Source organism: Fluoribacter gormanii (assembly GCF_900156395.1).
GTDB classification, from domain to species: domain Bacteria; phylum Pseudomonadota; class Gammaproteobacteria; order Legionellales; family Legionellaceae; genus Legionella; species Legionella gormanii.
In genome coordinates, this window is sequence record NZ_FTNL01000011.1 from 80,935 (window position 1) to 106,057 (window position 25,123).

The following is a 25,123-nucleotide window of genomic DNA, read 5'->3' on the forward strand; positions in this document are numbered from 1 at the left end:
TTCCGGGCTTGGGGAGCAATGGAACAGCCAACCGACTTAAGGCTTTTCTGTTGTTCTTAATGGCCTTAACTCACCACGTTTTACCTCATCTGGCATGGCAAAGGAATATCGTCCGAGCATATTAATATGACCATATCCATATGCGGACAGTCTGGCTACATCTTCATCGTATACGGGGAAGCCTTCTTGTCGTAATTGATTAATGGCAGCATCCATGTAAATAGTGTTCCAAAGTGTAATGATATTTAAAACCAGTCCAAGGGCACCTAACTGATCTTCTTGCCCTGCACGATACCGCTGATGAAGTTCTCCTCGCTTACCATGAAAAACAGAACGACCTAAACTGTGTCTGCCTTCGCCCAAATTTAGTTGTACCAAAGTCTGACGACGGAATGACTCATCATGAAGATAATTGAGCATGTGGATAGTTTTGTCAATTCGCCCAATTTCGGCAATTGCTTTGGCTAAACGAGTTGGTTTATCAGCAACTTGAAGAGTGCGCATAATGCCTTCTGCGGGAACTCTCCCGAGTTTTAATGAAGCCAATAAACGTAAAATATCATCCCACTCAGGAGGAACAAGATTTATATTTATACGACTTTTTGCAAGTACATTGAGCTTTCCATAATCAGCCAACGGATCAATCCGCCAGAATCTAGCACCACCCATATCAGCCAATCGCGGACTGAAACGAAGTCCCAACAAACGAAACAGTCCAAATACAATATCACTGTATGCGCCTGCATCTGTCATGATCCGCGTTGGCTGTAATTCCGTCTGTTGCTCAAGAACAACGCCTAACAATATTAGGCTATCACGTAAAGTGCCAGGTACTGTTACAGCATTTAAGCCAGTTCGTTGATTAGAGATTAGATTGTACCAAGTGACACCACGACCTGATTTAAAATATTTTGGATTTGGAGCAGCGTGCACTGTTCTAACCGGTACAACGAAGCGCATGCCATCAGCCGATGCAATATCGCCTCCGCCCCATTTCTTAGCTAATGGAATTTGATTTTGAGCAGAAACTAAAATGGCATTGACCGCCATTATCGTTTCATTTCGAATATAATTTTGATCAACCCATACCAATCTATCTCTTTTTAAAGCAGGTATGTCCTCACGAACAAACGGTTCTCGTCCAGTATTGCAAGCGTCTGCTAGCAATTCAGCACATAAACTGATTAATAGATCCTCAGCACGCGCACTTCCTTCATTGATGTGGGTAAATCCATCCGCAAATCCAGTACGTGTGGCTATCTCAAGTACCATCTCGGGTAAATCGACACGTGGTAATTTGGCTTTTACAGCAGCTCTCAATGCTTTTAATGATGGAGGCTCATCAAGTGCATCAAGCTGAGTTAGAATCAGCTCCTCATTACCCTTAACTGTTTCAAATCGAACAGCAGGGTTATTATCAATATTTGCAGCAACTAACCGATACACTTGATGTAGTTCATCTGTAAGGCTTGTTATGGCTAACATTGGGTCAATTGTTAAATTTAATGAGCGGCAAATCATAGGACGTATTGCCTCCCACTCTGAGCCAGAATAAAGATTGGCTCTTGGATCAGCATACCGCCAACTCGGACTTATGAACACATCCCTATGTTTCAGTGCCGATTGCAATTTATCAAGAACACAAAATATATATGCTGTTCGGTCAATTGTAGTTCTATTGCTATCCCGGCCAGTTATTGATGTTATTAATGCAAGCTCTTTATTATTTGCGTTTTTTTGAACTTCCTTCATGTTTAAAATGGATTTTTTCAATTTCTCAACTTGAGATTGTTTTTTCTCTGGTACAACGATTTCCTTAATTTTTTTATTGATAAGGTCAGCATATAAAAGTTTATCGTTATGCAAAATGATACCATCTTGGGTTTTTACAAGTTTCTTTATGACGCGATAAGTGGGTCGTGGTTCGTCTTGTGGCCAATTGATAACGCTACATTCATTTTTAATAACAATATTACGTTTCCATGATGTTCCAATAATCTCCATTGGCGGTTCATCCGTTTGTTTTCCCTTTAACCATTCAAGACTGGCAAGAAGAGGTTTTCCCGCTTGATTACTATCAAAATTTATTACTCGAAGGAGCGAAGGTAAAAATTTCTGAACTGTTTTTTCCTTTTGTTCAAGCTCATGATAAAACACATTACTTGGCGGCCTGATTAAGGCAGTGGCATTTTCAACTGCAGATACAAGCGCTTCATGACCTACTGTTGTATAAATTGTGTCCCGAATTTCATGATCACATAATTCTGTATTCAGTAGTAATTTACATGCATCGACCAATGTGGCTGTAGCTTGATCGAGATCTTTAAGAGTTCGCAGTCGTGTATTTTTATTTTCTTGCTTGGCCTTTGAGAATAAATCACGCAATACCATACTGAGCACGTCCAGAGAATCATCTTGGGAGTCTGACTCAAAATGATTCGCAAAAGCAACGAGCGTCGCCATTTTACGCTCAAACGGCAAGCGGTTGATGGCTGTAATTTTTGCCGTATTAGCAAAGCGTGCAAGTGTTGCTATTTTACAGGCGGGGATGCGGTACAGTGGTAATTCAACACTAATGTTGCGGGCAGACTCAACCCGTTTTAATGCTTGCACAAGAGCTGTGCTACTGATGCTAACCGGACCTTTACGCAGTTTATCAAGCAATGACAGATGTTCGTCATCCTCTACCACCAAGAGGTCATTCAGTTTTTCCTGTTGTGATGCGCTTAAATTTTTAATCAACATTCGCCATAAGCGAGACTCCATCCTGGAGCGAATTTCTGCAACAAAACGCTCAAGAACTGTAATACCTGGTAACAATATTTTGTTGGTCGATAGCCAACCCACTGCATGATCAAAAAGCACTCCAGGTCTGTCAGTACCAGTCCAGCATAGTGCACATAATATGCGACCAAGACGATAACGACTACCTTTTTCAGCAAATTCTATATAGCCATAACGCGCTCGAATTTCAACAGCATGACGCCAACGCTGCTCACTTTTCATGTACATTGATATGCAACTTTCAGGATCATTAACCTTGATTTGAATAGCAACTCGCTCAATTACCACACGAGGAATCTGATTCAAGTCGGAAATAAAAGCTCCAATAAATCGAACTGTTGTCAGCTGTAATGCATAACCTAACCTGCTGAAGTCACCACGCTTGTTTGCAATCCACTCCATATCCTGATCATCGAGGAAAAAAAGGCTATCTACGATATCTGGTGGTAGGTCAGTAGGATATTTAGCGTAATTGTCACATTGTACTGGGGAGAGAAAACTAACAGGCATGTTTATCCAAAATCAATAGGTGTTGTTGCTAAACTTAGAAGTTTTGCAACGGAATTTGAATGCCTTTATTTAAAGGTTTAAATTCGTTGCAAAAATCAGATGCAAAAGTCTATTGTTTTGCGATATGATTTGCAAATAAAATATTAGGGATTAGTTATGAAAATTGGGTATGCTCGCGTTTCAACCACGGATCAAAATTTAGAGTTGCAATTAGTTGCACTAAAAGAAGCTGGTTGTAAACGTATCTATCAGGAAAAAATTTCTGGTGCAAAAAGAGATCGTCCAGAATTACAACGATTACTTGATCAGCTTCGACCTGAAGATGTAGTCGTTGTTTGGAAATTGGATAGATTGGCGCGTTCAACCCAGCATTTATTAGAATTAATAGACTGCATAAGAACAACAGAGGCTTCCTTTTGTTCGCTTTCCGAGCCTTGGGCAGATACCACTTCTCATGCCGGTAAAATGATCATGACCGTATTCGCAGGTATTGCAGAATTTGAGCGTGACTTAATTCGTGAACGTACTGGTGCGGGTCGCGCAGCTGCAAAGCAACGTGGAGTTCGTTTTGGACGACCTGAAAAAATGAATAAAGAACAAAAGTCATTGGCCAAGCGGCTTTTGCAAGAAGATAAATCGGTAAGTGAGATTGCAAAAACGTTTAATGTCCATAAAGCAACAATTTATCGTTTACAACAAGAATAATTCACTACAGATCCCCAATCCTATGGTATTCTTAATATTAAGAATTATTTATTAATGATAACATCTGGTATGGTTTGAGTTAATTTTTATGGATAAAGAATGATCAATATAAAATATGGATTTGGAAAAGAAGTATTGTATTCATTTGATGATGCAATTAAAAAAGTTACTGAAGAACTGCAAAAAGAGGGATTTGGAGTTCTTACAAATATAGATGTGTCAGCAACTTTGAAAAAAAAATTAAATAAAGATATGCCTCCCTATCAAATTCTTGGTGCATGCAATCCGCAATTTGCCCATCATGCTTTAGAAAAGGAGCCATCTATAGGTTTGCTTCTACCATGTAATGTGGTTGTACGCCAGGATGATATAGGCAAAGTGCATATTGAATTTATGGATCCAAAATCAGTATTAGAATTGGTCGGCAATCCTGAGATCAATCTGGTCGCTGGAGAAGTAAGACAAAAACTGGAGAGAGTATTAAGCGCATTGTAATGCGCTCATCTACAGTTAAGATTTTAACATGCGAAGACCACTTGCAATAACAATAAGCTCACTTATTTCATGGGCTAAAACTGCTATTGGCAACGTAAAATAGCCAGTTACCGCCCCGACAATAAGAGAGCTAATAACAATTATAGATAGTCCTAAATTTTGTAAAATTATATTCCAGGTTCGATGACTAAACTCGATGAGATAAGGTAATTTTAATAAATTATCACCCATTAATGCTACATCCGCAGTTTCTAATGCAACATCGGTTCCAGCGGCGCCCATTGCAACTCCTACATGTGCTGCTGCAAGTGCTGGAGCATCATTTACTCCATCGCCAACCATCATTACCTTACCGTAACGTCTTTCCAGTTCCTCAATTTTTCGTGTCTTATCTTCTGGTGATAAATCAGAGAATACTTCATCTACACCTGCTTGAACTCCAATTGACGCGGCAGTTATCGAGTTATCTCCAGTGAGCATAACAACACGCTCAATACCCATCAATTTTAGGGACGATACCATCTGCCTTGCTGTAGATCTTAGAGGATCAGTAATTGCAATTAAACCGAGAATTTCCTTATCTGTTCCTACTAATACGACAGTCTTTCCAACGGTCTGTAATTTATTTATTTCTTGAATTACAGTTTCTACCAATAGACCCATATCAATAAATAATTTTGGATTGCCAATATAAAATTGTTCTCCATTTATAAAACCCTGAACCCCTGAACCAGTCAATGACTTAAAATGTTCAACAGGTTTATATGCAACACTTTCTGCCTTTGCTTGTTGTAAAATGGCATGTGCCAGTGGATGCTGGGAACGCGATTCAAGGGTGGCAGCTACATTTAATATTTGGTTCTGAGTATAATTATTTAACGAAATGATATCGGTGACCTTGGGTTGTCCTTGTGTTAAGGTTCCTGTTTTATCAAGCGCAATAACCTTTATTTGAACCAATTTTTCTAAATATATCCCACCCTTAAGTAATATTCCGTTTCGACTGGCTGTACCAAGAGCAGCTACAAGGGTAATTGGGATAGAAATTACTAAAGCACATGGTGCAGCTGCAACAATAAACACCGTTGCACGTAGCACCCATTCTTGCCAATGCAGCCCAAATAGAGGAGGTAGGGTAGCTATTAGTACCCCTGCTAAAAGAACGAATGGACTGTAGAGATTGCCAAAACGCTCTATAAATCGTTGACTGCGACCTTTTTTATCCTGTGCTTTTTCAACAAGAAAAATAATACGAGATAACGTGTTCTCAGCAAATTTTTTGGTAGCGCGAATAGTAAGAGTCCCCTCGCCGTTAATAGTTGCAGAAAATACTTTATTTCCCACAAATTTCTCAACAGGAATTGATTCACCCGTGATAGGCGCTTGGTTTACACTAGAATGTCCAGATATGACCTCTCCATCTGTAGCGATGCTTTCACCAGGACGAACAATAAACTCATCTCCAATTTGAATGTCTTCTAAAGGTATTAGGAACTCGCTATTATTACGTCGGACTAATGCGGATTTTGGGGCAAGTTCCATCAATACTCTGATAGCATGTCGCGCCCTTTCACCAGCATAACCCTCTGCTGCTTCAGAAATAGAATATAAAAAAACCAGTGTTGCCGATTCTGCCCATTGTCCCATCACACCAGCAACAATAGCAGCGGTAGACATCAAAAACTCAATACCGATTTCATGTTCTTTGAAAAATTCTTCTATAGCTTCCCGTGCGAAATAATATCCACCAATTAACACCGCGCCTATGTAAAACCCGTTAGCAATTATCCTTGGTAGTGTCAAATATGAGCCTACAAAACCAATAGTTAATAATATACCGGCTATTGCTGCCGTAATGACTTTAGGATTATGCCACAGTTTGGGCATTGGTTCTTTGTGAGAAGGACAAGTGGAGCAGCCCATTTATTTATACCCCTTATTCATAGTTTTCTTCAGAGCCGTAATGTTAAAGCGTCATTGTTACCTAAAAATAAAGGTTTTTAAAGAATTCATCATAGATATTGAATAAAACAATAAAACTATTTGTTCTATTATAGGTAATTTGAAAACTTAATTACTAATGATGAAAAAAATTGGTTATCTATCTGTATTCAATGAAAATACTTGAACAACTTCACAGTTTACAATCCTATAAAATGAAACATACCGAATTATAGATATTAAAAGACCAATATAGTCCTTAAGTCGGTTGGCTGTTCCATTGCTCCCCAAACCCGTTGTGCCACAATCCACTTCAATATCGATGGGAATTTTCTTTTTAGATACCCCAAGCCCTGATTTGGCCAATTGAATGGCTTTGTTCATTTTGTCAATCAATGATGCTTCATAAGAAGTTTTGTACTCACTAAGCGTATCAGGAAAAGGAGGGCAGGTAATTAAAATATGAAGCTGTGCCTCGTTTTTAGAAGCTAATTTTAACGCCAGCTGTAAGGCTTCTGTTTCGTTCTTAATTCCATGGCTAACGAATAAAATGTTATGAAATCGGTGCATTACTTATTCCTCCTTGAAAGGGCTGGAGCAATGTTTCAAAATCGTATTTGAACCGCAATTGCTCCTTGCTTTTTACATGTATTGGCCGCCATTGACATCCAGATTAGCTCCAGTGATAAAACTCGATGCAGGGGATGCCAAAAAAGCAACGGCCTCTGCAACATCTTGCGGAAGTCCCAAGCGCCCTACCGGTATGACTGAAATTATAGTATTTAAAACGTCTTCTCGCATTTTGCGAATCATGGGCGTTTCAATATAGCCTGGCGAAATAGTATTCACCGTAATGCCTTTGCTGGCTACTTCAAGCGCCAGGCTTTTGGTAAAGCCAAACAATGCGGCCTTGGTTGCTGCGTAATTGCATTGCCCAAACTGACCCTTACGTCCATTAATTGAGGAAATAGAGATAATACGTCCATACCCTTTCTCAAGCATGGCAGGTAGTGTATTTCGCGTCATGTTAAATACACTGGTGAGGTTCGCATTCACTACACTTTTCCATTGCTCTGGCGACATCTTTTTTAAACTGGAATCCTGAGTCACACCTGCATTGTTAACCAATACGTCAATACGACCGTAGCGTTCCATAACCAGTGATACCAGCTGTTCACAATCATTAAACCGCGCAATATCCGCATACAGTATATCAATTTCAAATCCTGCTTGTTGTTGCTCTTTTTGCCATTGAATTGCTTCTTCATGATTGCCGTTTTTGAAGTAGCAGGCAATCACAGAATAGTCTGTTGCTAATCGTTGACAAATAGCGCTACCAATACCTCCTGTACCACCAGTAACAATTGCTATCTTTTTCTCCATGATTATTCTCCTTAATTAAATTGGTTTGTCCCTATAGAAAAATACTTTGTTATCGTTTGATTGAGGCCATTTTTAACATTAAAAATCCAGTGAGTCCTGATATAAACGAACCAAGCACTACGCCCATTTTAACCATGGGCATTAAGCTTGAATCATTGTTTTGGTAAGCCAAAGAACCAATAAACAAACTCATGGTAAAGCCAACGCCGCAAATAAGTGCAATGCCATAAACTTGAGCAAGATTCACCTTATCTGTCTTAAGAAGTTTTTTGAACTTAACAAAATAGCCCAAAGATAAGAAAATACCCAATTGTTTTCCAAGAAACAATCCTAGCCCAACGCCTAAAACCACTGGGTGGGTAAATATTGAGAAATCAAGCCCTATAAAAGTGATCCCTGCATTAGCAAAGGCAAACAAGGGAAGAATGAAAAAGACAACCCAATGATGCAAACCGTCTTCTAGGCGCGTCAGCATCGATTCCTTGCCTACATCAGGGATGGTCATGGCAATCACAATCCCGGCAAGGGTTGCATGAACGCCAGATTTTAATACGGCGATCCACAGAGCTACCCCAAAAAGCATGAATACTGAAATGCGGCGACATTTAAAATAATTTAAGCCAATCAAAATCAGGGTAAACAATAATGCCAGTGAAAAAGAAAAAAGCGATAACTTTGCAGTATAAAACAGCGCAATAATAACAATGGCTGCCATATCATCAAAAATGGCGATGGCAGTGAGTAAAATTTTGAGTGAAAAAGGTACACGTGAGCCTAAAAGAGAGACGATTCCTAGAGTAAATGCAATATCGGTAGCGGTAGGGATTGCCCATCCTTTTAGATAGACTGGATTATGAGCATTAAAGAAAGCAAAGATTAAAGCGGGAAAGAGCAAGCCACTTAATGCCGTAAGGGCTGGAGCCAGTAGATTGGTTTTATTACTCAAAATTCCCCGATTGATTTCCCGTTTAATTTCAAGGCCAATCAATAAGAAATATACAGCCATTAATCCATCATTGATCCATAGAATTAGCGGTTTTTTTATGGAAAGATTCCCAACAGAAACACTGCCATTAATATGCAAAAAATGCTCATAACCAATACGATAAGGGGAATTGGCAACGATTATCGCAAGCACTGCAGCAATAAATAATAGGATACCACCAAGAGTTTCCAGGTTATAAAAGGAATCCGATTTATTCATCAATTGATTGTATAAGTGACTAAAAACCAAGTGTACTTGGTGTTGTCGTTCGATACAATTCTGCAGAACATTTTCTTTAATCAGGATTCTGGTGATGCATGGTCATTCATATCCTCCGGAATTTTCATGATTTTTTATAAATAGAGTTCTGTGTTTTTCATAGCAACCAATCGATTGCCTCCTGTCCAAATAAAAAAATTTTATATTGGTGTTGCGTATTTATTTGTCAATGCTATGCTCATAAGGTAAATCATACGATTTACGTTTTTTGATGGGCAACAACACCGTGAGTGAACATAAAATATTGGGTCAATATGGGAATTGAATCAGTTAAAATGTTTAACCAATTGGCTGAAGATTATGATGGTTGGTTTGATAGTCATCCAGGTGTTTTTCAATCGGAACTTGAAGCCTTAAAGAAAGTCACCCCTCAATCAGGAGAAGGACTTGAGGTGGGCGTTGGTTCTGGACGATTTGCTGCCGCATTGGGTATAAAAACAGGCATCGATCCTTCTGTTCAATTAAGTCATTTCGCTAAATTAAGAGGTATTGATGTATTCGAAGGGGTTGCTGAATCATTGCCTTTCCAGGAACAGCAATTTGATTTTGTCTTATTCAATACGGCGTTATGTTATGTTGACTTGCCGTTAGTAGCACTTCTCGAAGCAAAACGAGTCTTAAAACCTAATGGGAAGATTATCATAGGCATGATTGATAAACATTCGATGCTTGGACAGCAGTACGAAGCCACAAAACAAGACAACCCATTTTCTCAATATGCTCACTTTTATTCAGTATCCGAGATTCTTGAATTGCTTCATGAAATTCATTTTACAGAAGAGGCAATTAATCAAACACTATTTGCTCCTATTGATACCATCATAACAGCAGAAGAGAGCAAACCAGGTTATGGAGAAGGCGGGTTCATTGCACTATCCGCCGGCATGTCTCCCTTTTCTTATTGAAGGTTTATTAGCAAGTCTTGCATCGACCAATCAGCAGATTGAGCGTGAAGACCCACTAAAAAAGTATTGAATCGCTTTGTAAAGACGCTACGCGGCTTGTTTTTCTTGTATTATCGCAACATCCCCTTGGACACACTATACTTTTTAATAGGATTTGAACAAAGAACAGAGGACTAATGAATTATTCTTTTCGTTTTCTTGTTGCAGAAGCATCTTTTCCTGCTCGCATTATTATCCGAAATCAATTAATGCAGCTTGGACAACACGTGGATATCGTTCCCTCAATTGAAGACACTCTGATGCAAATTACATCTAAAAGCTATGATATGCTTTTAATTGATAGCTACTTGTACTATTCACAAGGTGACTATGATTGGACTGCATTGATAAAAAAACACCACCCATTTACTACAGCTCCAGTGATTGCACTAATCTGCGAACATCCACCGATAAAAAATGAAATGGGAAGCCCTCACTTGTGTAGTTTTAGAAAACCATTCAGTGAAGAAAAAGCGATAATAATTATCCATTATCTGGAAAGCACATTAAGCTAAATTGAAAACCCCAAAGATAAATTGATACATTAATGTCCCCACGGTATCCGATGGTCATTAAAGAAGCCCTGCATCTTGAAAATCCACGCGCAACCATGCCAAATGGAGTTGATTTAAGTGACCCGGAAGGAACTTTTAAACCTAACGCTCTCCATTAAGTAATTCAATAAAACCAGTGGATTACCTATTTCCAAACGCGCACCCGGTTTCGTCCTTCGGACTTAGCCAAATACAATGCCTTGTCTGCATGTTCAATAGACTCCTCTATCGGTTTATTAGGCTCAAGCAGCGCCAGACCAAAAGAGGCAGTTACTTGAATCAAGTGCTCCTTGCCATCATCGATGGTAATGGCCTCAAGCACTTTCCGAAGACGTTCACTCATTGCGAACCCCATATCCAAATCGGTAAATGGCAAACACAGTAAAAATTCTTCACCACCATAACGAAAAACTTTATCATAGGCCCTTAGATTCTCAATAAACAGACGAACAGCTGTTGCCAAAACACGATCTCCCATCTGATGGCCGTGCCGATCATTAATCTCTTTAAAGTAATCTAAATCCACCATAACCAAGCAACAACTTTGCCCTTGGCGCTTAATAATTTCTTGTTGCTCTCGCAAAGTCGACAGCATCGTCACGCGAGACAGTGCCCCAGTCAACGCATCTCGGCTGTGAATCAGATATTCCAACTCATTTTAAGAGCGGAGAGCTCAAGTCGCATCTGCTCCAAGGCATTGGCAAAATGATTGTAGTCAATAGGGGCTATCCCTTCTGGCATACTTGCCTTTTGTAATAACTGCGCGGTTAATTGATGCATGCGTTGGTGTGACACGCCTATATTAATGATTCCAGGATGTTCTTGAATTTCTTTTGGGATGCCACTGTAATACCATTGCCCAAATCGGCAACGCGTATGAGCGTCAGGCTGCAAATCGTTGTTATCTCCAGGCAGTCGGCAAATCAAGGTTCTAATCAATGAATTGTGCCATTGTTGATGATTATAAATTGCTTGCTCTAGTTGTGAAATAATTTGCTGCAGTTCGTTTTGAGTAACACTAGTAAATGCTGCCATGACCTATCCCTTGTTTCCTTGTCACTAATACTCAGGTGAAATAAGAGTATTTCACCCATCACAGCCCAACTCAATGGAAAGGCGTATAAAACTTAAAATTATTTCTTCCTGTGGATTTCACTTGATATAAAGCGGCATCCGCATGTTGAATCAACGTATCCAAATCAGAACCATCTTGAGGATAAAGGCTCACACCGATACTCAACGAAATCGAAATGGTCTGTTCTTTTATAAGAATAGGCTGTTGGATAGCATGAAACAAATGATTAATCACGGTATGTACCTCTTCCTCATGAACAATATCTGAAAGAATAATTAAGAATTCGTCCCCACCTTGTCGTCCCACAATATCTGAAGAGCGCACCGATGCTGTTAGACGTGATGCAACCTCTATTAATAACAAATCACCGGCATCATGGCCAAACGTACCGTTAATCTTCTTAAAGTAATCCAAGTCCATAAACAGCACGGCGATACTGCATTGATGGCGCTTTGCATACGCCATAAATAATAGAAACGATTGCTCCAATTGCTTGCGGTTTGCCAATCCTGTCAATGCATCATGGTAGGCCATCCTAACCAACTCATGTTCAGCCTTTTTTTGAGCATCAATATTTTGAATTTGAGCAATAAAATACAGCGGGGCACTATGTGCATCCCTAATTAACGAACCACTCAATAAAATCCAAACGATGGCGCCATTTTTACAAATATAACGTTTTTCCATTTGGTAGGAGCTTATTGTGCCGTTCAATAATTGGCGCACATAATTTAAATCGGTTTGCAAATCATCAGGATAGGTTATCCGCTGAAAATCGATTTGTAATAGTTCTTCTTCTGTGTAACCTGTTATTTGGCACAGCGATTTATTCACCTTAAGCCAGCGTCCTTCCAATGAAACTAAAGCCATACCGATGTCTGCATAATCAAAAGCCGCACGAAATCGTTTTTCGCTTTCTTCAAAAGTTTCATTAACCCGATGAAGCGCTCGTGTTCGCTCATGAACTTTTTTCTCTAGCTTAAGATTTAAAGACTCTAAATACTCGGTTTGCGGCCAAAGAGCGAAACAAAGATTGACATCAGCAACTATTTTGCATTAAAATTTGAAATAATATGAAAAACCGTAAAACGTAGGTTTATAACGCCATGAAAATTACATCTTAAGTACGCCCATCTAATAGGGCGAATAGAGGAAATCATTGTTGATTTTCTATTTTTTATTGTCCTAAAAGACATGCTTAAGAGTAAATCATGCACCATAAACCGATTCAATTTAAAGACCTAGGTCTTATCTATTCGCATAAAATCTGTTTTCAAAACTTCAGTGGTGAAATCCATTTTGGTGAGCGTATTGCACTGATTGGCAGAAATGGCTCGGGAAAATCTACCTTACTTAAAATGCTTGCTGGTTTTTGTTCAGCCTCTGCTGGCGAAATTCAAATGCCACAGGATGTTCGTTTTGGTTACTTACCCCAATTGATTGAAGAATGTCCTGATTTAAGTGGTGGTCAACGATTAAACCAGGCGTTAACCAAAATATTGTCTGAAGATCCGAATGTTTTGTTGTTAGATGAACCCACAAATCATCTGGACAGACGCAATCGTCGTTCTTTAATGCGGATGCTCGAGCATTATCCGGGGACGTTGGTCATTGCTTCTCATGATACGGAGCTCATCAATACCGTCGCAGATACTCTATGGCATATTGATTTGGGTAGGCTCACTCTATTTAGAGGGGCTTATTTTGAGTATCAGCAGATGCTTGAAAACAAGAAAGCATCGATTGAACAGGAATTATCACGGATTGCACGTGAGAAGAAAGAATCACATCTTGCTCTAATGAGAGAACAAGAACGTAATAAACGTTCTCGTGTTTCAGGTGAAAAAAAGATAGCCCAACGCAAATGGCCAACGATTCGGTCTCATACAAAGCTCGCCAATGCAATGACAACAGGAAATAAACGATTAAGTCAGATTAATCATAAAAAAGAACACTTGCTTGAAGAGCTTTCTTCTCTAAACCTTCCGCAAACGATTAAGCCCAAATTTAAATTAAACGGTCTTGACCACCATAAGCCCTTAATCAGGATTCAAGACACTTCTATTGCCTATGAATCAGGAGCTGTGATTCTGGAAGACATTCATTTTCACTTAAATGGCTGCGAACGAGTGGCATTGTATGGGGACAACGCATCAGGGAAGTCCACCTTTGCCAAAGCGATTTTGGAGGATAGTCACATTAAGAGAACAGGTGAGTGGACTCTTCCTCAGTACAATACAGTTGGGTATCTCGATCAGCATTATCAACATCTGGATTGTGACGAAACAGTTCTGGATTTGATGAAAAGTCAGATGCCCCATGCTTCTCATGCTGAACTTCGTGCCCATTTAAATGACTTTTTATTTCGCAAAAATGAAGAGGTAGAAATAAAGGTCAAAGATCTTTCTGGTGGTGAAAAGGCAAGGCTTTCTTTAGCCTTGATTGCTGCCAATCCGCCTAAACTACTTGTTTTAGATGAGGTAACCAACAATGTAGATCTGGAAACACGCGATCATATCATCGGAGTATTACGTGAATTTCCAGGTGCGATACTGGTTATTTCTCACGATCATGATTTTTTAGAATCCATTCACATTGAAACCAGGTATCACATTCATCAAGGGAAGATACATCATTTCAATGGGGAACAAGCAGAGGGTGTTCATCATGACTAGTCGTTTGCCTAACCACATAAGCTCTTTTATGTGGCATTTTTTAAAACCGTATCGTCGCATGGTTTTTTTATTTATCCTGCTTGCTTTAATGGCTGGATTTTGGGGACCGTTTAATAGTTTATTGATTAAGTCCTTCATTAATACCTTAGTGGCAAAGACAAATACAGACCTCTCCGCTTTGTATTGGATCGCTGGATTATTGGTATTGAACTTTATTATCTTTGACAATATCACCTGGCGAACAATCGGGTACTTGAACTATAAATACGAAGCGGTGATTAAAAACCAAATTATTAGCCAAATGTTTGAGTATGTGTTGGGAAGTAGTACGCAATTTTTTCAGGATAACCTATCAGGGCGAATTGCCACACAAATTACGACTCTTGCTGATAATCTTGAGATTATTTTGCATCGCGTATCTGTCGATTTTCTACGTGGTGCTTCATTGTTGCTGGTTTCCTTTATTACAGCCTATTTTGTTAATGTCCTGTTCTTTTATATTTTATTCTTATGGTTCATTGCCTTTGCCTCATTTAGTATTTGGATGTCGGCGCGATTGGTTCAGTTATCGGATGACCATGCAAATTCTGAATCGCAGCTTTCTGGGCAATTAGTAGATAGCCTGGCGAATCAATCCAATATTCGTATTTTTTCACGTAAAGGCTTTGAAGTAGAGCGTATGAATACTTTTTTTCGCTCGGTACAACGGGCTTTCCAAAGAAAAGAGCTGTTTATTGTTTTGTTATGCTGCGCCCAAGGTGGAATGATTGCGGTAATGATGGGTTTGGCATCGATTACCTTAATTCACTTGTATGGCAAGGGACTGGTGAGCATTGGTGATTTTGCTTTGATTCTTGGGCTTTCCATGGAATTGGGGCATATGATGTGGTACACCATGTACCAAGTGGACCAATTTAACCAAGCCTTAGGCAAGGCAAGACAAAGTTTAAATGCATTGGTCATCCCCCATGAGATACAGGATAAAAAAAATGCATCCCAATTAATTGTTACGCAAGGGCAAATTGAATTTTCAAAGGTAAAATTTCATTACCAAGGTGGTTACTCCTTGTTCCAGAATAAGTCGGTAACCATTGAAGCAGGTCAAAAAGTGGGGTTAGTGGGCTATTCAGGCAGCGGCAAGTCCACTTTTGTTAATTTGATTTTGCGACTTTATGAGGTAGTGGATGGACAAATTCTAATCGATGATCAAAACCTATCTGAAGTGACTCAAGAGAGTTTAAGACAAGCCATTGCTATGATTCCTCAAGACCCTACACTTTTTCATCGAAGCTTAATGGATAATATTCGTTATGGTAGGACAAAAGCCTCGGATGAGGAAGTCATTTTAGCCTCCAAGAAGGCTCATGCGCATGAGTTTATCAGTCTTTTGCCAGAAGGCTATGAGACATTGGTCGGTGAGCGTGGTGTGAAGCTTTCAGGCGGGCAACGCCAGCGTATTGCCATTGCTCGTGCGATTTTAAAAAATGCACCCATTTTAATGTTGGACGAAGCCACGTCCCAGCTGGACTCCATTACAGAATCCAACATTCAAGACAGTCTTTGGGAGTTGATGCAGGGAAAAACAACCCTGGTCGTTGCGCATCGCTTATCGACTCTGCTGCATATGGACCGAATTTTAGTATTTGATAAAGGCCATATTGTTGAAGATGGCACACATACTGAACTGTTGAATCTTGGTGGTTTGTATAAAACCCTGTGGGACGCGCAAGTAGGTGGATTCTTGCCTGATGAGCGAAAAGAAGAATCTGAAGAGTCAGTTAATAACGGGGTATTAGATGAGTAAATTACATACAGAATTTTCGGAAGTGAATCATTTGCTTAATGACTTACTGTCCGGCTTGCAATCAATTTTAAAGGAACATTTGCTGGGCGTTTACGTGTATGGTTCATTCGTCTGGGGTGATTTTGATGAAACAACCAGCGACATTGATGTTCTTGTGGCATTAAACCAAGAAATGACATCAGAAGAATTCGCGGCTTTAGATTATTTGCATACCAATCTGGTTCAGCATTTTCCAGATTGGTATGACCGAATTGAAGTAGCTTATGCATCGTATAGAATGTTACAACATTTTAAGACAGAGCAAGGTCAAATTGCTGTCATTAGCCCAGGAGAACCGTTTCACCTCAAACAGGCGGGAACTGACTGGCTTATTAATTATTATTTATTGCAAACAAATAGCCTCATTCTATATGGTCCATCAGCAAAGTCGATTGTTGCTCCTGTATCAAGCAGTGAGTTTATAGAGCATGTCAAAAAGCAGAGCATTGAATGGCAAGATTGGGTTATTCATACCAGAAATTCTTTAGGGTACCAATATTATGCTGTATTAACACTGTGCAGGGCTTTGTACGTGCTCCACCATCAGGAACAAGGCTCTAAGTTAAAAGCTGGAGTGTGGGCTAAAAATCAATTCCCAAAATGGCGAGCTTTAATTCAACGAGCATTAACTAAAGCGGAACTAGATCATGCAAGCGATATCTTGACCGAAGAAACCTATCAAGAAGTCACCGCATTTGTGGATGAAATGGTTCAGCATATTCAAGAGAGAGAATAGATGATGGAAGTCAACCAACAACAACGGCTTATCGAAGTAGTTTCTTATGATGCTAATTGGCCTATGCAATTTGAACAGGAAGCAGAGCGAATTAAAAAAGCATTAGGTAGTAATTGCATTGAAATTCATCATATCGGTTCCACTTCAGTACCTGGTTTGGCTGCAAAACCAATCATCGATATGATTCCAGTTGTTTTGGAACTAAGCAAAGTAGATAGTGCCAATGCTGCCATGAAAGCCCTGGGCTATGAAGCAAAAGGAGAATACGGAATTCCATTTCGCCGCTATTTTCAAAAGGGAGATAACCAAAGAACTCATCATGCTCATATTTTTGAGTTTGGAAACCCAGAAATCGAGCGCCATTTAAAATTTAGGGACTGGATGAGAGCAAATCCAGAAGATAGAGTAGCCTATGCTCGTTTAAAACAAGAGTTAGCACATCAACATCCCTATGACATTACTGCCTATTGCGTGGGTAAAGAGGATTTTATCGCAGCTATTGATAGAAAAGCAGGATTTAATGGATTAAGAGTGGTTAAGGCATTAACACCTCGTGAATGGGATAAAGTACGCCATTTTAGACAATTCTATTTTTTTGATAAGGCAGGGCTTTCTGATCCATATACTTGGACTTTTGAGCATGAAGCTCATGTTCATTTTGTTTTATCTCAAGGAAGCGACATCATTGGTTATGCCCATCTGCAATTATGGCCTCACAAAAGAGCAGCTTTGCGCATCATTGTGATTGATGAGGAAAAAAGAAACCACCAATATGGTGGCCAATTCTTGGCGTTATGTGAAAAGTGGCTAAAAACACAAGGCTATCAAAGCTTGCACGTGGAGTCTTCACCGGATGCGCTAAGATTTTATAGAAATAATGATTACATCGACATGCCATTTGATGATCCAGATGGCTATGAAGGTGATGCGAGAGATACTGCAGTAGGGAAAATACTATGATTCAAATCGAAAAAATAACGGGAGATTTAGCTCAATCCTTATGTCGAACCATTACAAAGGATTTGCCAGAATACTTTGGTTTGCCAGAAGCGAACGAGCACTACGCAATAGGTGTGACCACACGCACTAATTTTGCGGCAAAAGATGGGGATAATACGTTTGGCCTTGTTTCAATTGATTTTCCCTATCCTGATAATGCTAATATTTACTGGATGGCTGTAAAACGTGATTATCATCGTCAAGGTGTAGGAAAGCAATTAATCAAAACGGCTTGCCATTTTGCTGCAACACAAGGTGCTAAAACTATAACCGTTGAAACCCTAAGCCCCTCTGAATTGGAAGAGAATTACCTTAAAACCTACCGATTCTATCAGTCCGTTGGTTTTAACCCTCTTTTGGATTTAAAACCAGCAGGATATGAGTGGAATATGGTGTACATGATGAAACAGCTTGAAGCTTTAGCAGAAAACCAATCGTCAATTGCCATTAAGCCACTAGAATTATGCGATATCCCCGTTTTGGTCGATGCGTTTCAAAAAGCAAATTGGCAAAAACCTTACGTTTTGTTTGAAGGGTACTATCAAGAACAAGAACAGTCTGAGCGAGTCGTTTGGGTGGCCTATGTTCAAGACCAAATCGCGGGCTATGTTACTCTAAAATGGACCTCACACTATAAACCTTTTTCTCATAAAGGAATCCCAGAAATTATGGACTTAAATGTATTGCCTGCTTTCCGCAAGCGTGGAATAGGCAGTGCTTTGCTCACTATTGCTGAAGAAAATGCAGCCAGTCAGTGTGATGTTGTAGGAATTGGTGTTGGATTATATGGTGGTCCTGATGGCGGATATGGACAAGCTCAACGACTTTATGCTAACCGAGGTTATATTCCTGATGGTTTAGGGGTAACTTATCATTATAAACCAACCATTCCTGGGGAAACATATCCCTTGGATGATGATTTAATTTTGTGGTTTACCAAAAAAGTAACCAAACATTTGCATGTAGAAAGAGATACTGTAACTAAAAAAACAACTGATAGCTGCGATGTATATGTACCAAACACAAAATATAAATTGGAGTTCAATGCCAAAGATTCATTTAAAATTATCGATCAAAAGTTGTTTGAGTTTAATAAATTGTGTGTCTCTGCAACACAACAACCGGAATTAATTGATATAAACGTTACGATTAAAAACGGTGATGAGGTAATAGCGGGTATTTGTTCGGAGGTTTATACATGGAATATCCTGTACATCAGTGTCTTTTTTGTTGAGGAAAAATATCGGAACCAAGGTTTGGGTACCCTTTTACTCAATAAAGTTGAGGAGAAAGCAAAAGAATTAGGAGTCAGTTTAATTCACCTCGATACCTTTGATTTTCAAGCAAAAGATTTTTATCTCAAACATGGTTATGAAGAGTTTGGGGTTCTGGATGACTGTCCAAAAGGTCATCAGCGTTATTATATGAAGAAGGTGCTATGAGTTTTATTAAAAAAGGAATATACCGTCATTATAAAGGCAATCTGTATGAAGTGATTGATATTGCCAGGCATTCGGAAAGCTTAGAAGATATGGTGGTTTACAGAGCGCTTTACGGCGATTTTGAACTATGGGTTCGACCTCTCAAAATGTTCCTTGAAAACATTGAGATAAATGGTGAGCTCCAAAAAAGATTTGAATTACATGAATAAATTAGAACAAGCAAATCGTTTTATCTTTACTGGCACCCCAGGCAGTGGAAAAACTTCTGTTATTTTGGCATTGAAAAGATTAGGGTATGTAGTGATTCCTGAGTCTGCAACAGATGTCATTGCAGAGGAACAGGCAAAGGGAATTATGCGTCCATGGGAAGAGACTGATTTTGTAGATAAGATTGTTTTAACACAAAAATTAAGGCAATTGAATGCTCAAGGTGCGTTGCAATTTTATGACCGATCGCCATTTTGTGCTTATGCATTGGGGCGTTATTCCGCTCATTGGCATAAAAATGATTTTACACCCTCACCTATCTTATTAGCTGAAGTTGACCACTGCCTAAAAGCTAGTATTTATCAACGCAAAGTATTCTTTTTTGAGAACTTGGGGTTTATTGAACCAACTTCAGCTCGCAAAATCAGTTATGAAGACGCCCTTATTTTTGAGCAAATTCACATAGATGTATATAAAGAGTTTGGTTTTGAAATCATGCTCATGCCTAAAAAAACGATTACAGAGCGCTGTGAATTTGTTCTTGAAACGTTAGGCATAAAAAAATAAATATCAATTTTATGAAAAAACCGCTTGACCCTATTGTTACTATATATCTTACCTTTGTTCTTAAGGAGGTAATACTATGACTCAATGGTTCGTAAAAGACTTAAGCAAATTAACTGGTGTTTCGGTGCAAACATTGCATCATTATGATCGCATTGGTTTACTTAAACCTTCATTACGACAGTCCAATGGGTATCGTATTTACTCCGAGAAGGATTTATTGAAATTACAACAGATTATTGCTTTAAAGTTTTTTGGTTTTGAGCTATCACAAATCAAAACCTTGCTCTCTGAAGAACGTCACGCGCTAAACCATTTTGAAGCCCAAGCTCAAGTGTTAGAACAAAAAGCATTGGCATGTACTTCCGGAGCTAAAACCTTAAGAAGCATTATAGACTCTGTTGATGTCAATCAATCCATTCCATGGGAAACCATTATACAACTGATTGAGGTATATAAAATGGCAGAGCATCTTGAACATGATTGGGTTAAGGAAATATTTACTCCTGATGAGCTCAAACAATACGTAGCATTTGAAAAGGAAATGAAAACAAATAACAAGGCTGAGTTTGAAAAACAATGGCATCAACTTTTAGATGAATTGAAACAAAGTATGAAACACGATCCTGATTCCACTATAGGTATCCAAACAGGGAAAAACTACATGGAATGGGTTAATAGCGTATACGGTAAAAAATATGCCCATCTGAGAACCAAAAAATGGGAAAAAGGATTTGGAGAAGGAAAAGGTCTTGATGAAATTGGTTTAACACCAGAGATTATGACATGGTTAGAGAAGGCTTTAGACGCTTATTGGAAGCATAGGCTTTATGGTATTCTTGAACAAGTAGGCAAAACGCCAGACTCCAACATATTAACGCTTTGGAATAAGGCATTAGATGATATGTATGGCGAAGAAACTTCACGAAAATATGCTGTTTGTGATATTGCTTTGAAGGATGAAAAGGTCAGTCCAGAAGCAAAGACTTGGCTCAAAAGTATCGTAGATGCTTACAACATGTAAAAAAATAGCTATAAATTTTGGATCGGTCTTGTTTTTACCGATCCAATCTCAACGGAATCCATTTTAGGTTCTTCTTTCCGTCTAGAAAACGGCTAATCTAAACATCCGACAATGTTAAAAATTTGTAAAAAAATACTGATTGAGAATAAATTTTACGGCATAGGGTATAATTAACTTACTTGTTTTTATTATGATCAATTGTATGTCTTATGCAAAAATGGCGGAATTACTTTTGCTGGATGTCATGTCTAAAGCACAAATTCCAGGAATTTCTATTGCCTTTATAAGCAGTGATGGAATCATATCTACTCAAGAAAAAGGGCTTACAGATGGTTGCGGCCTTTTTGCAATACCTGTTGATCCACTCAAATATCCCTTTCATAAGTTGGGATTAGGAACTAAAGATGCTGTAGTTCTATTTGACGACACACTTTATTATGTGAATCAAACAACACAAAGCGTTCATCAAATACAGTTAAATGAAAGTAATCAATCCTCATATCAAAAGTTACGAGAAAGTTGTACTGATACTTATAAATTGGCCAATTCTCAAGAATCTGAATTAATAACTACTCTAACAGGCCTTGCACCACCTACAAAAGTGCAACCAGAAACCGTTTTTGGAGCAGCCTCGCTAAGCAAACCCGTATTTGCCTATTTAGTACAAAAATTGATGCAGTCCAATGCGGCGAATCAAGCAAAGCGCGGGACAGGTAAATTTAATTTGGATAAATTCAACCTGAGTCAATTTGATTTAGATACTCCTCTTTTTCATATTCTACCATTAGAAGAATTTGAGATAGATGGAATGAAATTTGATATGTCTGACAAATCTGCTGTTGTCTGTGCTAAAGCACTCACTGCAAGGATGGTGTTATCACATACAACAGGCCTTGCTCATGGTGAAATGAAGTTTCAGTTCATTCCTAACCCTAAAGAAAAAGATTCTAAAGAAAAAATGCATGGATACTCAAATGTTGGTATCGTGTACTTACAACAAGTGATTGAAAAATTGACTGAAGCAAATCTAGAAACATTGGCCAAAAACCATGTATTTGATCGTTGTGACATGACTCATAGCACTTATGAGCCATTAAAGGCCTATCACTCGCTTTTGCATGCTGAAAAAGAACCCTTGTTTGATGAAATGAAACCTGGTCAGATTGTCATACTAAAAGAAGATGAGCAACTAACAGCATATTGGTTAGATAATGGAAAAATAGTCAATCGCTCCTTTCCGGAAAGAGTAGTTTCAAGCATTCTTGAACAGTTACCTGATAAAGGTAAACTTTCAAACAATCCGGAGCTGATTGGAGCTGTAGTCTCACAATATGGATGTAAAGAACCCAAACCATGTGCCGCCAATACACTAAGAACTACGGCATCAGATTATGCACAGTTTGTCAAACATCTAAGCCATGACAGCTCGATTGAAAATCCTTTTATTCCGCATGCCTTCATGACGCACGATAGAGGTTTGGCGGGAGCAATTGGAATTGCTAGAGACAAGATACGCGATTCCATTTTAAGCCATGTTGCATGGGGTTTAGGTTGGGGGTTACAAACCAATGAAAAAGAAGAGGTTGTTACCGCCTATCATTCGGGTGACATGAATGATTGCAGAGCGTGGGTTGCAATCAATTTAAAGGATAAGAGTGCCATGGTATTTTTCGCTAATTCACATAATGGACATATTCTTGCGGAACAAATTGTCCCTTCGACAATTCAAATAGAACTGGCTTCGAACTATTTTTTTCCAAAATGGGGTTTTGCTAGAACTATTGATGAGCTAGGGGGTAAAACTAATAATTGGGGCATCAATCCACTTCCAAGACCCAATCCATCTAAAGAACGGACAAGTTCTTTAAGTGAATTGCAAAAAAGAACTAGTATCCCAAGTATTGCCACAGCAATTATTTCTGACCGCGGAGTTGTTACTACAGAAGAGGTAGGTGTGACTAATGTCAGCAAACCTGAAGAAGTTACTAGTTCGACTGTTTTTGAAGCCGCTTCATTGAGTAAACCTGTATTTGCTTATATTGTATTGAAACTAGCGCAAAAAGATCTCATTGATTTAGACAAACCACTCCATGAATACGGCGATTTTGGTCCTCCACAGATGCGAACTGATAAAAATTATAAAAAATTAACTGCCCGTATGATCCTATCCCATCAAGCAGGCTTACCTAACGAATTTTCATCACCAGAATCTCTAAAGTATGTCTCTGAAGTAGGAAAACAATTTGATTATTCAGGAGTAGCTTATCAATTTCTAGGTGAAATTGTGGAACACATTACTGCAAAATCACTGGAAGCTTTAGCTCAAGAAGAGTTTGCTAAGATAGGTATGACTGATAGTAGTTTCATGCCACCAACGGGTTGCAGTCTTATTAAACTGCCAGATGAAGAGGAAGAACCAACTCCTGAACGCATTAAAAAATTATTAAAAGATACTTTAGATGTACATGGTCAATTAAGTATTATCCTACAAAAGGATAAATTATTTGTTGCTGAAAGGGCAGTAGACGGCAGCGTACAAATGACTGAAAAAAATTCCAACCAACTTGAAGAAAAAAGCCTACAAGAAATCAAAGCTCGCTTTGCTCAAATACCACCATTTTTTTGGTCAAAGCCAATACCTGTTGAAGCAAGGGAGTTACCCCTTGTGACTACAATTATTGGTCATCCTCCAGAACATGCTGCAACAATAGCAATTGGCCATGATCAAGATGGCTCAGTAAATCGTAAGCAAAAATTTTATATGGTTCACCCGGCAGGATCCTTGTATACAACGACTTCTGACTATGCAAAATTTCTAAAAGCCTGTATTAACGATCCCTATATTAGATGGGAAATGTTTAAACCGGTTGTTTCATCGTTGAAAGATAAAGATACTAAAGCAATGAAGCAAGGAGTCTCTACTGATACTTTAGATCAAATCTCTTGGGGTCTAGGAATTGGGATTCAGAAAAATACCGATGGAACCCGTATCGCTTTTCATTGGGGTGATAATGGAACTGGACGCAATTTAGCAGCGATCAACCTTACTACTGATGAAGCAGTTGTTTGTCTCACTAATAGCGAGAATGGACCCGCTGTTTTTCGAGAAATTGCAGAGCCTATCGTTGGTGATCTAAGTGCTATTGGGCAATGGTTATCAATACGAGAAGAATTGCCTCTTGATATGCGTTTAAAAGAAAATCCCACCCAAGAAATGAACCCACGTTTACAAGAGCAGACACAAATTAAAACGACAGGCGTTGCTACTAAAGGGCAACAAGAGGTAGAGCAAAAGCATTTTGACTTAGGGCTGTTCTAAGCACCGCAGCGTTTTGTACAAACCACCACAATTCAATAGTTCAGCATACGTTTAATTTGTCGATCATTAAGTAGGAGCTCTGGGGTTTGCACCCAGAGCCCCTATAAGATGTCTTAACTAAATAAAACTTCAACAAATTTATTTTCTTTCAAAACTATTTCAAGGCTACTATTTTTATAGTAGTATCTACTAAAAATATAGTAGATTATGTTTTACTTAGTTTCTGGAGAAAAAATGTCAATAAAAAGAGGGGAAAACACTTTTGCTCATGATCGCCTCCTTACAGAGGTAGAGCTTGAATTAATGAATATTATTTGGAGCCTTAATAAAGTAACCATTAAAGATATTGTTTCACATTTGCCCAAAGAAAGACCTTTAGCTTATACCACTGTGGCAACTGTAGTAAAAGTACTTGAACAAAAAGGATTTTTGGGATGCCAAAAAAATACTTATGCCCATGTTTTTCTCCCAATTGTTACCAAGGCTGAGTACGAAAGCACGTGCATTGAGCATATGGTCACTAATGTTTTTGATGGTGAACCTGTAGCACTGGTGCAAAGACTCTTGATGGCCAAAAAGCTACAACATGATGACATTCAAGCAATTGAGGAAGCACTAAAACAATTAGTAACCTCTGAACAAAAAATAGAGGCATGATT

At 38.9% G+C, this 25,123-nt stretch carries 23 protein-coding genes; 15 read left to right on the plus strand and 8 right to left on the minus strand.

Annotated elements, in window-relative coordinates; translation table 11 throughout:
• Positions 1–36: 36 nt before the first annotated feature.
• Entirely contained in the window at positions 37–3,294 is a 3,258-nt protein-coding gene (locus BW930_RS08555; protein WP_012187537.1) for a Tn3 family transposase, read from the minus strand.
• Between the two features lie 156 nt (positions 3,295–3,450).
• On the opposite strand from BW930_RS08555, the gene BW930_RS08560 reads away from it, so the two are divergent.
• Together BW930_RS08560 and BW930_RS08565 are read left to right on the plus strand one after the other, a co-directional pair.
• A complete protein-coding gene (locus BW930_RS08560; RefSeq protein WP_012187538.1) occupies positions 3,451–3,999 on the plus strand; it encodes a recombinase family protein in 549 nt (182 codons plus the stop codon).
• A 99-nt stretch (positions 4,000–4,098) separates the two neighbouring features.
• Positions 4,099–4,494, plus strand: a complete 396-nt coding sequence (locus BW930_RS08565; protein ID WP_012187539.1) for a DUF302 domain-containing protein — start codon at positions 4,099–4,101, stop codon at positions 4,492–4,494.
• Positions 4,495–4,509: 15 nt separating this feature from the next.
• Here the strand turns inward: BW930_RS08565 and BW930_RS08570 are convergent, their stop codons facing one another.
• From BW930_RS08570 to nhaA, 4 genes are all read right to left on the minus strand, one after another.
• Positions 4,510–6,381: a heavy metal translocating P-type ATPase gene (locus BW930_RS08570; protein WP_231294691.1), complete on the minus strand. Its 1,872-nt coding sequence runs from the start codon at positions 6,379–6,381 to the stop codon at positions 4,510–4,512.
• 210 nt (positions 6,382–6,591) lie between these two features.
• Positions 6,592–7,005, minus strand: a complete 414-nt coding sequence (locus BW930_RS08575; protein ID WP_014845095.1) for a hypothetical protein — start codon at positions 7,003–7,005, stop codon at positions 6,592–6,594.
• Between the two features lie 72 nt (positions 7,006–7,077).
• Positions 7,078–7,818: an acetoacetyl-CoA reductase gene (gene phbB, locus BW930_RS08580; RefSeq protein ID WP_014845094.1), complete on the minus strand. Its 741-nt coding sequence runs from the start codon at positions 7,816–7,818 to the stop codon at positions 7,078–7,080.
• A 49-nt stretch (positions 7,819–7,867) separates the two neighbouring features.
• Positions 7,868–9,022 (minus strand): Na+/H+ antiporter NhaA, encoded by a 1,155-nt coding sequence (nhaA, locus tag BW930_RS08585; protein WP_014845093.1) that lies wholly within the window; start codon positions 9,020–9,022, stop codon positions 7,868–7,870.
• A 314-nt stretch (positions 9,023–9,336) separates the two neighbouring features.
• Between nhaA and BW930_RS08590 the strand changes: the two genes are divergently transcribed.
• The 3 genes from BW930_RS08590 to BW930_RS17440 all read left to right on the plus strand — a co-directional run bounded on the left by BW930_RS08590 (position 9,337) and on the right by BW930_RS17440 (position 10,699).
• Complete coding sequence (locus BW930_RS08590) at positions 9,337–9,987, plus strand: class I SAM-dependent methyltransferase (protein ID WP_014845092.1); 651 nt, start codon at positions 9,337–9,339, stop codon at positions 9,985–9,987.
• Between the two features lie 176 nt (positions 9,988–10,163).
• Entirely contained in the window at positions 10,164–10,541 is a 378-nt protein-coding gene (locus BW930_RS08595) for a response regulator (protein ID WP_014845091.1), read from the plus strand.
• Positions 10,542–10,573: 32 nt separating this feature from the next.
• Entirely contained in the window at positions 10,574–10,699 is a 126-nt protein-coding gene (locus tag BW930_RS17440) for a hypothetical protein (RefSeq protein ID WP_019350452.1), read from the plus strand.
• A gap of 26 nt (positions 10,700–10,725) precedes the next feature.
• On the opposite strand, the gene BW930_RS08600 is transcribed toward BW930_RS17440, so the two are convergent.
• The 3 genes from BW930_RS08600 to BW930_RS08610 form a co-directional block, all read right to left on the minus strand.
• A complete protein-coding gene (locus BW930_RS08600; RefSeq protein WP_019350453.1) occupies positions 10,726–11,175 on the minus strand; it encodes a GGDEF domain-containing protein in 450 nt (149 codons plus the stop codon).
• A 44-nt stretch (positions 11,176–11,219) separates the two neighbouring features.
• A complete protein-coding gene (locus tag BW930_RS08605; protein WP_014845089.1) occupies positions 11,220–11,615 on the minus strand; it encodes a CZB domain-containing protein in 396 nt (131 codons plus the stop codon).
• Between the two features lie 70 nt (positions 11,616–11,685).
• Positions 11,686–12,525 (minus strand): GGDEF domain-containing protein, encoded by an 840-nt coding sequence (locus BW930_RS08610; RefSeq protein WP_014845088.1) that lies wholly within the window; start codon positions 12,523–12,525, stop codon positions 11,686–11,688.
• Between the two features lie 341 nt (positions 12,526–12,866).
• On the opposite strand from BW930_RS08610, the gene BW930_RS08615 reads away from it, so the two are divergent.
• The 10 genes from BW930_RS08615 (at position 12,867) to BW930_RS08660 (ending at position 25,121) form a co-directional block, all read left to right on the plus strand.
• Positions 12,867–14,330 carry an ABC-F family ATP-binding cassette domain-containing protein gene (locus tag BW930_RS08615; RefSeq protein ID WP_014845087.1) on the plus strand — a complete coding sequence of 488 codons (1,464 nt, stop codon included), beginning with the start codon at positions 12,867–12,869 and terminating at the stop codon, positions 14,328–14,330.
• The gene (locus tag BW930_RS08620) at positions 14,323–16,134 is read left to right on the plus strand and encodes an ABC transporter ATP-binding protein (RefSeq protein WP_014845086.1); all 1,812 of its coding nucleotides are present in this window, start codon (positions 14,323–14,325) and stop codon (positions 16,132–16,134) included. The genes BW930_RS08615 and BW930_RS08620 overlap by 8 nt, the downstream gene beginning before the upstream one ends.
• The gene (locus BW930_RS08625) at positions 16,127–16,909 is read left to right on the plus strand and encodes a nucleotidyltransferase domain-containing protein (RefSeq protein WP_014845085.1); all 783 of its coding nucleotides are present in this window, start codon (positions 16,127–16,129) and stop codon (positions 16,907–16,909) included. The genes BW930_RS08620 and BW930_RS08625 overlap by 8 nt, the downstream gene beginning before the upstream one ends.
• 3 nt (positions 16,910–16,912) lie before the next feature.
• Positions 16,913–17,869 carry a bifunctional GrpB family protein/GNAT family N-acetyltransferase gene (locus BW930_RS08630; RefSeq protein ID WP_029489092.1) on the plus strand — a complete coding sequence of 319 codons (957 nt, stop codon included), beginning with the start codon at positions 16,913–16,915 and terminating at the stop codon, positions 17,867–17,869.
• Entirely contained in the window at positions 17,866–19,350 is a 1,485-nt protein-coding gene (locus BW930_RS08635) for a GNAT family N-acetyltransferase (RefSeq protein ID WP_014845083.1), read from the plus strand. Before BW930_RS08630 ends, BW930_RS08635 begins: the two co-directional genes overlap by 4 nt.
• Positions 19,347–19,559, plus strand: coding sequence for a DUF1653 domain-containing protein (locus BW930_RS08640; protein WP_014845082.1), 213 nt, complete (start codon positions 19,347–19,349; stop codon positions 19,557–19,559). The genes BW930_RS08635 and BW930_RS08640 overlap by 4 nt, the downstream gene beginning before the upstream one ends.
• The gene (locus tag BW930_RS08645; RefSeq protein ID WP_014845081.1) at positions 19,552–20,124 is read left to right on the plus strand and encodes an AAA family ATPase; all 573 of its coding nucleotides are present in this window, start codon (positions 19,552–19,554) and stop codon (positions 20,122–20,124) included. The genes BW930_RS08640 and BW930_RS08645 overlap by 8 nt, the downstream gene beginning before the upstream one ends.
• A gap of 76 nt (positions 20,125–20,200) precedes the next feature.
• A complete protein-coding gene (locus BW930_RS08650; RefSeq protein ID WP_014845080.1) occupies positions 20,201–21,145 on the plus strand; it encodes a MerR family transcriptional regulator in 945 nt (314 codons plus the stop codon).
• 202 nt (positions 21,146–21,347) lie between these two features.
• Positions 21,348–24,464, plus strand: coding sequence for a serine hydrolase domain-containing protein (locus tag BW930_RS08655; RefSeq protein ID WP_014845079.1), 3,117 nt, complete (start codon positions 21,348–21,350; stop codon positions 24,462–24,464).
• 234 nt (positions 24,465–24,698) lie between these two features.
• The gene (locus BW930_RS08660; RefSeq protein WP_014845078.1) at positions 24,699–25,121 is read left to right on the plus strand and encodes a BlaI/MecI/CopY family transcriptional regulator; all 423 of its coding nucleotides are present in this window, start codon (positions 24,699–24,701) and stop codon (positions 25,119–25,121) included.
• Positions 25,122–25,123: the final 2 nt, after the last annotated feature.

Coding starts and splice junctions, on each gene's coding strand:
- BW930_RS08555 (WP_012187537.1), bottom strand. CDS start 3,294: ATGCCTGTTAGTTTTCTCTCCCCAGTACAATGTGACAATTACGCTAAA.
- BW930_RS08560 (WP_012187538.1), top strand. CDS start 3,451: ATGAAAATTGGGTATGCTCGCGTTTCAACCACGGATCAAAATTTAGAG.
- BW930_RS08565 (WP_012187539.1), top strand. CDS start 4,099: ATGATCAATATAAAATATGGATTTGGAAAAGAAGTATTGTATTCATTT.
- BW930_RS08570 (WP_231294691.1), bottom strand. CDS start 6,381: ATGCCCAAACTGTGGCATAATCCTAAAGTCATTACGGCAGCAATAGCC.
- BW930_RS08575 (WP_014845095.1), bottom strand. CDS start 7,005: ATGCACCGATTTCATAACATTTTATTCGTTAGCCATGGAATTAAGAAC.
- phbB (WP_014845094.1), bottom strand. CDS start 7,818: ATGGAGAAAAAGATAGCAATTGTTACTGGTGGTACAGGAGGTATTGGT.
- nhaA (WP_014845093.1), bottom strand. CDS start 9,022: ATGAATAAATCGGATTCCTTTTATAACCTGGAAACTCTTGGTGGTATC.
- BW930_RS08590 (WP_014845092.1), top strand. CDS start 9,337: ATGGGAATTGAATCAGTTAAAATGTTTAACCAATTGGCTGAAGATTAT.
- BW930_RS08595 (WP_014845091.1), top strand. CDS start 10,164: ATGAATTATTCTTTTCGTTTTCTTGTTGCAGAAGCATCTTTTCCTGCT.
- BW930_RS17440 (WP_019350452.1), top strand. CDS start 10,574: ATGTCCCCACGGTATCCGATGGTCATTAAAGAAGCCCTGCATCTTGAA.
- BW930_RS08600 (WP_019350453.1), bottom strand. CDS start 11,175: ATGCTGTCGACTTTGCGAGAGCAACAAGAAATTATTAAGCGCCAAGGG.
- BW930_RS08605 (WP_014845089.1), bottom strand. CDS start 11,615: ATGGCAGCATTTACTAGTGTTACTCAAAACGAACTGCAGCAAATTATT.
- BW930_RS08610 (WP_014845088.1), bottom strand. CDS start 12,525: ATGGCTTTAGTTTCATTGGAAGGACGCTGGCTTAAGGTGAATAAATCG.
- BW930_RS08615 (WP_014845087.1), top strand. CDS start 12,867: ATGCACCATAAACCGATTCAATTTAAAGACCTAGGTCTTATCTATTCG.
- BW930_RS08620 (WP_014845086.1), top strand. CDS start 14,323: ATGACTAGTCGTTTGCCTAACCACATAAGCTCTTTTATGTGGCATTTT.
- BW930_RS08625 (WP_014845085.1), top strand. CDS start 16,127: ATGAGTAAATTACATACAGAATTTTCGGAAGTGAATCATTTGCTTAAT.
- BW930_RS08630 (WP_029489092.1), top strand. CDS start 16,913: ATGGAAGTCAACCAACAACAACGGCTTATCGAAGTAGTTTCTTATGAT.
- BW930_RS08635 (WP_014845083.1), top strand. CDS start 17,866: ATGATTCAAATCGAAAAAATAACGGGAGATTTAGCTCAATCCTTATGT.
- BW930_RS08640 (WP_014845082.1), top strand. CDS start 19,347: ATGAGTTTTATTAAAAAAGGAATATACCGTCATTATAAAGGCAATCTG.
- BW930_RS08645 (WP_014845081.1), top strand. CDS start 19,552: ATGAATAAATTAGAACAAGCAAATCGTTTTATCTTTACTGGCACCCCA.
- BW930_RS08650 (WP_014845080.1), top strand. CDS start 20,201: ATGACTCAATGGTTCGTAAAAGACTTAAGCAAATTAACTGGTGTTTCG.
- BW930_RS08655 (WP_014845079.1), top strand. CDS start 21,348: ATGTCTTATGCAAAAATGGCGGAATTACTTTTGCTGGATGTCATGTCT.
- BW930_RS08660 (WP_014845078.1), top strand. CDS start 24,699: ATGTCAATAAAAAGAGGGGAAAACACTTTTGCTCATGATCGCCTCCTT.